Source organism: Bacillus sp. PSXD-155, assembly GCF_049310765.1.
Lineage (GTDB): Bacteria > Bacillota > Bacilli > Bacillales > Bacillaceae_G > Bacillus_A > Bacillus_A cereus.
The window spans coordinates 1-9,123 of record NZ_JBMOWC010000098.1 but is presented as its reverse complement, the minus strand read 5'-3'; the positions used below and the strand labels follow the sequence as shown (position 1 = coordinate 9,123).

Sequence of the window (9,123 nt, the reverse complement as noted above, 5' to 3'; positions counted from 1 at the left end):
CATCGCTATCAAGCTAAGATTTTTAATTACCCCCAGAACGACAATTTCATGCATCATTGACTACTGATAATGATGCGTTATGTAGACCTCACAGATAGATATGGGTATACAGTTCTTCTTTTATGGTACACTTCAATAAAAGGGGGTAAGAGGTTTGAAAAAGTGGATTAAAATCACATCAACCTTAGTTATTGCTATAGCAGTTGGTATTTTTACTGGTTACAAAGTCGGTACGTATGCAGGTTCAGACGTTAAGGAAAAGCAGACTGAGAGAATTAAAGGGGAAGAGGTAATACTTGACCTCAACTCTGATCGTCATATAATCAATGCAATGCACAAAATGACTCATCAAAAAGTATTATCTCACGAAAAGCAAGGATTTATCAAAATGACTCCAGAAAATATCGGAAAAGTACGTCGAGCGATTGATGAAAGTAATAGTGGAACCTTACAACATAAAGAACAGTACCTTAAGATGTTGGTTCGTTGGTATGAAGGCGATTTCTCTCAATCGGTTGAGGAGCATAATTTATTATGGGAATGGGACAATAACAGCACTGGTAAAGCATACAAATTAGCGACACCGGAACAAGAAGAAGCATACATTTTAGAACAAGCGAAGTCTGAAAAATAATAAAGGGGTATCGTCGCCTCGCTATCAAACTAATAAAAAGAAATGCCACCCTAAAATGAAAAAATGCGCTATTCTTTCTGTAGAATCATAGGAAAGGATGGCGTTTTTTATGTCTGTTTCTGTGTCTGACGAATTACAACTATTTGCTCAAGAGATTCAAAGTTTGTTATCTCCAAATACCTTGCGGGATCTTGCTAGAGATGTTGGTTTTGTACAACGAAGCAGTAAGTATCAAGCAAAAGATTTAGTAGCTTTATGTGTATGGGTGAGCCAAAATATAGCTATGACTTCTTTAGCTCAGTTATCTAGCTGTTTAGAAGCATCAACAGCAGTACTTATCAGTCCTGAGGGACTGAATCAACGATTTAATAAGGCGGCCGTCCAACTTTTACAACACCTACTGGCCGAACTACTAACCAAAAAATTGGCCGCATCTATGCCGATTTCTTATCCATACACTTCTGTTTTCAAGCGTATTCGTATTTTAGATTCAACTGCATTTCAACTCCCTAATGTATTTTCATCGGTTTATCCAGGTGCAGGAGGATGCAGCCATACAGCTGGGATAAAAATTCAACTTGAGTATGATTTGTTAAGTGGACAGTTTCTACATATTCATACAGGTCCAGGTAAACAACATGATCGCACTTACGGCTCTCTGTGTGCACCAACTGTGATAGCGAATGATTTATGTATCCGAGATTTAGGTTATTTTCATTTAAAAGACCTTCAATATATACAAGATAAAGAGGCCTACTATATCTCTCGTATCAAGTCGAATACACGTATATATCAAAAAAATCCTAACCCTGATTATTTTCAAGATGGAAGAATTAAGAAAGGTACAGAGTATATACAGATAGGTATGGAGACGTTAATGAACTCCCTTCAACCAGGACAAACATGTGAAATAGCTGATGCTTATGTAGGAATGATTGATAAAGTGCCAACTCGTGTAATTGTTCATCGATTAACAAAACAACAGCAACAAAAACGATTACAAGATCAAGCAGTAAGAGAAAAAAAGAAAGGAATGAAGTATTCCCCTCGTAGTAAACGACTCAGTGGTATCAATGTATATATGACAAACACCCCTACAGATATTGTCCCGATGGGACAAGTGCATGATTGGTATTCTTTACGTTGGCAAATTGAAATTTTATTTAAAACGTGGAAATCATTCTTTCACATTCATCATTGTAAAAAGATAAAACGAGAACGATTGGAATGCCATTTGTATGGGCAACTGATTGCCATTCTACTCTGTTCTTCTATCATGTTTCAAATGCGCCAATTGCTCCTCATGAAGAAAAAACGAGAGCTTAGTGAGTATAAAGCCATATATATGATTAAAGACTATTTTCTTCTTCTATTCCAAACTATACAAAAAAACACCCAAGAGCTATCCAAGGTGTTACTTCGCCTGTTCAATCTCCTACAGCAAAACGGGAGAAAATCTCATCGGTATGAGAAAAAAACGGTCTTTGATATATTAGGTGTCGTTTACAATTGTACCATGTCTGATAATCAAGCCGCTTAATTCAAAAAAGTGAAACCCGTTAGGGTTTATTTGATATGCAGATTTTTAAATCGGTCATAATAATTCTTTAGAAAACAGAAAAGATCTATTTGAGTTAGTCCTTACTGCAGCTTAGCTTGATAGCGATGTGGCGAGACCCCACTTAATCATTTCTTTTTATTATAAAATCCTTCGGATGACCTTTTAACCGGTAATACTTCATGTTGAGACGAATAACTACTACAGAGATTACGATAAACCCTATTACATATAACATGTCCTTTTCTCCATTTCTTTTTGTTTAGCAAACTTATACTGTAAATACTTCACATGTTTCTTCTTTATATCCTTATCGTCAATATTTGCTCGCAAAATAGTTTGGTAGATATGCTCGACCTCGTCTTTTGTAAGTTTCAAATCAATATAGGATTCGATATATTTTTTTAAATCGTTATAATACAGGACATGTTTATCTTTAGAATGAACATGTACCCTTTTCAGACTGCATTTTGGATGAAACGCAGCAATAGAGATACAAGGCAGCTGTTGTCCCATCACCCATTCAATTGCTTTTATATGTTTATAGTTTTGTCGAAATGGATTTTGAAAAGAGGATTTCTTTCTAAAAATACCCTGTGTCCACCTTGCCGCTTTCTCACTTCCATAGATCCATCCTTCATAGTTTTTTGTCTCTACAACAAATACACCTGTTTCAGCGATAACAATATGGTCAATTTGCGTTGTATCACCGAACTCCGTATAAACCGTAACATCATGTAACACGCGATAACTTTCAGAATCCAACTTGCTCAATATACGGTTCACTAATTTCTCTCCGGCTTTTCCTTTCCATTTCGGTACATGTTTTTTCACAACAATATTCAACGGAATCAGAACCGCAATGAGAATTAATTCAAATATCAATACTTTCATAATAGAAGCCCCCTTTTTACACCCTTGCGTTTCTGCGCATTAAACGATATACATGCGTTTCTAATCCTAAAATAAAATATGAGATACATAAGCCTTTTATCACCATCTCTACGAATCCTAATGCTAATGAAACAAGGAGCCCACCTCGAAACTGAAAAGGTCTGGTCACTCTTCTATTTACTGGTTTTTCAATGACGCCAAAGTTGGCCCAGGTAGGCAAACGTTTTTCCACATTTTTCACGGTACCCATTAATCCGTATTTTAACGATAGAATGAAACATCCGATTAATAAATAAACAACAGAAGAAAAATAGATAGATAGGCCTATTACGAAGCATGTCAGTAACCAGCCTATTAATATAGAATTTCGCAAAGCAATATATTCTCGATTTCTATTCAATACAAACAGTCCTTTCAAAATTAATAAGGTTATTTTTATTTGGAAAATATTTACATTAATTTATAAGCATGATATGATACGTCTATATTAATTTACGAATTAGCCTAAAAAGGATTGTGATAGACATGTTAAAACTTGTAGTAAATAATACCGGAACAGAACCAGAAAGTGATTCAGCTTTTTCAAACTATTTCACCTGCAAAGACTGTGTATATTATCTTTCAAAATCAGATTCTTGCAGTCTGCAATTAGCAGCTGATTCAAATAATCCCCTTGTCCCTTATGAGTGTGGTAACTTTGAGGAAACCTATGAAATCGGAACGGAAGATCCATTGAATTCACACATACATCAGCAACTTCGTGAAGAGAAAGCGCAAATACTAGCTGAAAGCTATCCAGCACAACCTTCTATTGATCCAATTCATAAAGACGCTATATGGTATGGATCAGTAAACTATGGTTGTTGGATTATAAATGATTCGAAGAAACGTTTTGCACTTGCAGAACAGGTTCCTTTCGGTGATAATAATATGTCATCTAAAAAATACGCATCTCCTTTTCCTTTACATGACCATGGTGCAAAAGAAGGTATCCGACACTATATGTGTTGGTACGTAAATGAAAAAGGAATTGGCGAATACCATCTTCTTATTGGTGGTGTCATCATGAAAATTGCAGAAGGAGTTAAGAAACTTGGATTCAATTACTAATCGTATCTACAAGAAAAGAATGTTAGAACATACCATACTATTTAGTTTGGTACAGCTGGTACCACTGATCGTATCTACCGGTATCATATATATATTGCTTGAACTTACTGATACGGAGTGGAAAATCTGGTTTAGTTATGAAGGAATCTTTGCAATTATTTTTCTTATAACGAGGCTCCAGGTGTTTCAGAATAAGAAAAGTATTATTTCTTTAAATCAACACGAAAAATGGTTTTCAAAGTTAAATATTTTCTTGGTCTCTATATTTCTAGTATTATTTGCATCCATACCAACTCTATTAAAGATTGCTTTCATTCTACAAATGACTGTTATTCTATTTTTACTAGAGTACCTTTGTTTGTATATTGATCGTTTACCGATACATAATTTATATAGAGTAAAAGAGATCATTTGTGATAAAAAAACAACTCGAAATTGAACGAATTATTCCAAACAATGAGGAACACGGTACTCATACAATTAAAACAAAGGATGAGCAATACTTTTTATATACCGCTGTGTATTTGAGCGGCATACTATCTCCAATTTCAGAAGAAGTATTTGAAGAATATGAAAAAAAGAACCTAATGGGTAGATAAAAGGTACTGAATGTAGATTCAGTACCTTTTCTATCTTTATATATAGTTCTTTACATATTAGCAAATAGCCATGGAGCGAGTACGGCTAACATACACAGCAAACAAGATCCCGTTATGACACGATTGGCCCAACGGTAATATTCCGGCTGTTTCGTACTCTCATGAATTCTTCTTAAACGAATACCTGCGATTAACATAAAGGGTGTGAAAATAAGTGCTGTTGCTTTAAACAGGTCTAAAAAATCCGTAAAGATGTTCATAAACGAAAATACATCGGAACTAAACAAGTAGTATACACTTAGTCTCATCGACATCATGCTGATAAATGAGAAAATCATACTTCCGGTTGCCCACTTCATCCATTGACCATTCTTTGTAATTAATGCCATAACCATGACAATAACTCCTAATACGAATGAAATAGAAAAGATATTGACTCCTACTTTAAAAGCCGGCGCATACAATCCTTCAATCTTTTGTATGATTGATGATCCAAATGAATCATCTTTCTCTGTTGTTTTCGTTCGATTATTTAGTCCATCTTTAAATGATGACGAAACATCATTTCCTTTTAACTCATTAAAATCTACTTTTACAGAAGCTTGAGCTGCTTGTAAGGGTACAAGTAATAAAATCATCAAAACAAGCGTGCATAAGACTCCTATCATTCCTTTTTCTCGTTTCATTACACATCACCCGCTAATTTTGGTTTGATGCTCTTTAATTTGATTTCATTTCCTTCTGCAGCATAATAAAGATCTGCTGCATAATAGATATTTGCTTTTATATATGCCCCCATAATTGCATTTGCAATTTCTTCTTTTTCTACTGCCACATATGTTTCATTTTCATTGTAAAACTCAATTTCAATTCGGTTAATATTATTATTTAATACTGTAATATGTAATTCTTTTAAGCTATCTAAGCGATTCCCTAATCCACATACCAACTTAAATACTTTATTTGCAATTGTTGGTGGTTTTACATACGTCGTATTAAAATGAATCGTTTCATCATCTATCACACCATCTTCCTCGACTTCACACGTCATAATGAAAGAATGATTTTGTTTTTCAATTTCTTGTTGACTCAACTTGCGATCAATGACATACTTCACGCTTGTTGACAGGTTTTCTATATATTCATCCAGTTCGGTATTTGAAATTTTAACCTCTGAGAATTCCGGAAAAATCATGTAAGCGTGTATATTAGAACTACTTTTACTTACACGTAATACCTGGACTTGTTTCTTTTCATAGCGCACCGTTTGTTCTAATTTTTCTACTACATTGTTACTTATGGAATTAATATTCATTTACATTCACCTTTCAAAATTGTTATTTTTTTAACTCAAAAATATTTTTTACTTCATATAATCCTCATGTTTAGATTTAATCTATTTTAAGCATTGTAATATTACGAAGAGTTCTCAATTCTCCTGTTTTAAGACTGTTAATCACTTGAATCTCAAAACATTTCAATATTACAATGACGTACAATGTCTCATTATAGTCGAATATCCTTATATGGTGAATCATTCTGTCCCACTCATTTGTACAAAAATAAAAAAATGTTTTATTCTTGCACAAATGAGTGGAAAAATGCTGTATTTCATGCTATTTAACTAAGAAAATACAACTAGAAAATAGATTTATCGTTTTCCGACAGAAGACTCCTTCCTCAAAAATGTGAAGGTGTGAAACACCAATTTTAGGTGGGAGTCTTCTGTCGGTTGGCATAAGCCAACATATTTGCTATCATTTACTTGTACAGATTGCTCTTCGAAAACTGAAGATATGAGGTTGGTTGCAGAAAAACGTTGCAACCGTAAAATCTTCAACGTTCTATCGCCCCACGCTTCTCAAAATTGCGAAAACCAAGCTAAAGTAGGTAGTGTGGTGAGTTAACGTCCAAGACATTTCAGTTCTCACCGTAGGGACTACGGGTAGAGCCTGCTAAGATAACCGGTGGATACATCGGTGTTCCCAGGAATCTCCCACTTCAAACAGTCCGTTAGGACGTTAAGTGGTGAGTAGTTCAAATATTCCCTAGTTGTCTATTACTCCATTCAACTAGTGTATAAGAACAAGGTGAATCGACCTTTAATTCCATATACAGTAATTGATTTTTTGGTAATATCTCTCCCTCTGTATGAATCCAATAACGCTTGTTATCTATCACATTCATGACACGTGTTAGTCCTTGTTCTCTTCCTATCACTTTTGCAGTCCACTTCACAAAATCCATATCTTGAACATCAGCTACTCCTTGTTGAACAGGAAAAATATGTTCTGTTTCGGATGGAATTGAAACATATTCTTGTTGTGAATACATTTCCTCATATTCTAATAATTCTTCTGGTATATCCTCATCACTTGGAAAAGGAATATCATAAACAACTTCAGGAGTAGGAGTATGATGAAAAGCTTCAGCATACTCCACTTCTTCTATATCCTCATGTTTTAGCCTGTTACTCTCTTCCTCACCCAAATTATTATGAACAGATGTAGCAACTAAATCATATATACTTGCTACATCTTTTTCTAAGGTGATTTCTTTTGTTGGAACAGTAACACGCTCTTGTTCCCTTCCGATAGGTCTATTTTCTCTTGGGCACCAATAAACAGGGCGTTCCACTGTTTTATTTTCTCTTTCTTTTTTCTTGGCTTCTTCTATTAGAAATTTTTTCTTTGAATTACGAACTACCAAAAACACATAACAAAATAGACCAATAAAAATTTTTGTAAACATAATATTCCCCTCCAAGTTCTTTTTTACAATAAAAAAGGAAGATCCAAGTATATACATCACTTAGTTCTTCCTTTTACCCTCTATACACTACCTCAATATAATTAAAATGGTAGTTCATCATCTGTAATCTCCGATAGCTTATCCAAACCAACGAATATATCATCCAGCTCTTGGGATTGCTCTTTTATTTCCTGCTCTTTTGAATCATCTGACACTACCCAAATATTATCTTTTTTCATATCTATCCCTCTTTCTTCCTTATTTTTCAGTTTCATAAACCACCTCTTCATAATCTTTCACCTTACGTAGAAATGTACGAAACTTCGGTTCAGCTACAATATTTTTGCCATAATAAAAACTTTGTTGCCCGACAAAGCGCCATAAGATAACATAGCCTTCGTTTGTTTCCTGAATCCCTTCAATATATAACACAATTTCCTGAATGGCTTCTTTTACATTAAGAGCATGTGGCTTGAAATATTGAAATTTACCGTCTGGTAATATAATTTCTGCTTCAAAACACCCTCTCATTTGATTTACTCTTGCTCTGGATTCGGATGACATGGCTGGTGCAGCATATGACTTCTGACTTTTTTTCCATTCTTGTTTTATGTTCCTCTGCTGTTGGTACTAATCGTAAATGTCTACAGTCTTTTTCATTTTACTATCTCCTCTATTTTGTAACTTTTTATGATTCATAACCCCGCCTGCAAACTTGAAAACAACACAAAAAGAACTTCTTCAAGTCGATTGAAAATGTGCATAGCAAAATAAGCTATATACACTAATCGGCTCAAAGAAGCCCTTTCACAATTGAAACAAGACGAAACTTGCTTCTACAACTCAACCACAACATAAAAAAGGTGTAGGAATAAACGGAATCAAATAAACTAATAATATACCTTCATATTACATAATAACATTATAGGTTTCAATAAGTATTAATTAAAATTAACGCATTAGCCAAAAGAATTCTTATTCCTCAAGCTTGTGTAGGACGAAAGTCCAAAGGTAAGTGAGAGTTGAATTTTGGGTAATGCGTAAACTCATAATAAATTGCTATCAAGGGTCTTACCAGTTTTAATCCACGCACCCACAAGAGATGCGACAATACAGGCGTAATCACATTACCGATATTTGCAAATTTTAATCCACGTACCTATTTGAGGTGCGACCTTTCATCGCCTTTAAAGCGCCATTTGCTGTCCAATTTCAATCCATGCACCTATATGAGGTGCGACACCGATTTGTGTTCAAAATCAATCACAAATACTTTAATTCTATTCAAAAGTATACAAATATTTTTATTAAATAAAGTAATTTGTATAAAAATTATAAATTCACCTCATAAAGTTTAAGAATTCTAGGTGCGAATGTACTAAGAATTTCATGATTGCTATACATTCGCACCTAAAAAATTAAAGGGCTTTCTAAATCAATTCATTCTTTTACACCAATATGTTTGACCTTATTTTCATAGCTATTACCTAACTGATTAACAAAAATGTATTGTTTCATAATACCCTTTATATATTTAGTCTTAATTTACAATAAAATTCACTATATATTATCTCTCT

Annotated in this window: 9 protein-coding genes and 2 pseudogenes; 4 read left to right on the top strand and 7 right to left on the bottom strand. The window is 34.1% G+C overall.

The features are described 5' to 3' along the window. Positions 1-154 precede the first annotated feature (154 nt). Both ACO6VI_RS32350 and ACO6VI_RS32345 read left to right on the top strand, forming a co-directional pair. Positions 155-634 (top strand): PRK06770 family protein, encoded by a 480-nt coding sequence (locus ACO6VI_RS32350; RefSeq protein ID WP_048565371.1) that lies wholly within the window; start codon positions 155-157, stop codon positions 632-634. Positions 635-743: 109 nt separating this feature from the next. Next, positions 744-2,174: an IS4 family transposase gene (locus ACO6VI_RS32345; protein ID WP_097814537.1), complete on the top strand. Its 1,431-nt coding sequence runs from the start codon at positions 744-746 to the stop codon at positions 2,172-2,174. 243 nt (positions 2,175-2,417) lie between these two features. On the opposite strand, the gene ACO6VI_RS32340 is transcribed toward ACO6VI_RS32345, so the two are convergent. Together ACO6VI_RS32340 and ACO6VI_RS32335 are read right to left on the bottom strand one after the other, a co-directional pair. After that, positions 2,418-3,086, bottom strand: a complete 669-nt coding sequence (locus ACO6VI_RS32340) for a nuclease-related domain-containing protein (RefSeq protein ID WP_422425143.1) — start codon at positions 3,084-3,086, stop codon at positions 2,418-2,420. A 16-nt stretch (positions 3,087-3,102) separates the two neighbouring features. Beyond that, entirely contained in the window at positions 3,103-3,486 is a 384-nt protein-coding gene (locus tag ACO6VI_RS32335) for a hypothetical protein (protein ID WP_080000448.1), read from the bottom strand. Positions 3,487-3,611: 125 nt separating this feature from the next. Here ACO6VI_RS32335 and ACO6VI_RS32330 point away from each other — a divergent pair, with 125 nt between their 5' ends. Further along, positions 3,612-4,196: a hypothetical protein gene (locus tag ACO6VI_RS32330; RefSeq protein WP_328005739.1), complete on the top strand. Its 585-nt coding sequence runs from the start codon at positions 3,612-3,614 to the stop codon at positions 4,194-4,196. Between the two features lie 19 nt (positions 4,197-4,215). Then, positions 4,216-4,795: pseudogene (locus ACO6VI_RS32325) on the top strand (hypothetical protein). 50 nt (positions 4,796-4,845) lie between these two features. Here ACO6VI_RS32325 and ACO6VI_RS32320 read toward each other — a convergent pair. The 5 genes and pseudogenes from ACO6VI_RS32320 to ACO6VI_RS32300 all read right to left on the bottom strand — a co-directional run bounded on the left by ACO6VI_RS32320 (position 4,846) and on the right by ACO6VI_RS32300 (position 8,147). Continuing rightward, positions 4,846-5,481: a hypothetical protein gene (locus ACO6VI_RS32320; RefSeq protein ID WP_422425141.1), complete on the bottom strand. Its 636-nt coding sequence runs from the start codon at positions 5,479-5,481 to the stop codon at positions 4,846-4,848. Next, on the bottom strand, positions 5,481-6,110 hold the full coding sequence (locus ACO6VI_RS32315; RefSeq protein WP_422425139.1) for a hypothetical protein: 630 nt from the start codon (positions 6,108-6,110) through the stop codon (positions 5,481-5,483). Before ACO6VI_RS32315 ends, ACO6VI_RS32320 begins: the two co-directional genes overlap by 1 nt. 722 nt (positions 6,111-6,832) lie before the next feature. Then, positions 6,833-7,546, bottom strand: a complete 714-nt coding sequence (locus tag ACO6VI_RS32310; RefSeq protein WP_422425138.1) for a transposase — start codon at positions 7,544-7,546, stop codon at positions 6,833-6,835. A 101-nt stretch (positions 7,547-7,647) separates the two neighbouring features. After that, positions 7,648-7,821, bottom strand: a complete 174-nt coding sequence (locus tag ACO6VI_RS32305; RefSeq protein ID WP_002164386.1) for a hypothetical protein — start codon at positions 7,819-7,821, stop codon at positions 7,648-7,650. After that, positions 7,805-8,147, bottom strand: a pseudogene (locus ACO6VI_RS32300) (DUF6018 family natural product bioysynthesis protein). Before ACO6VI_RS32300 ends, ACO6VI_RS32305 begins: the two are co-directional and overlap by 17 nt. Positions 8,148-9,123: the final 976 nt, after the last annotated feature.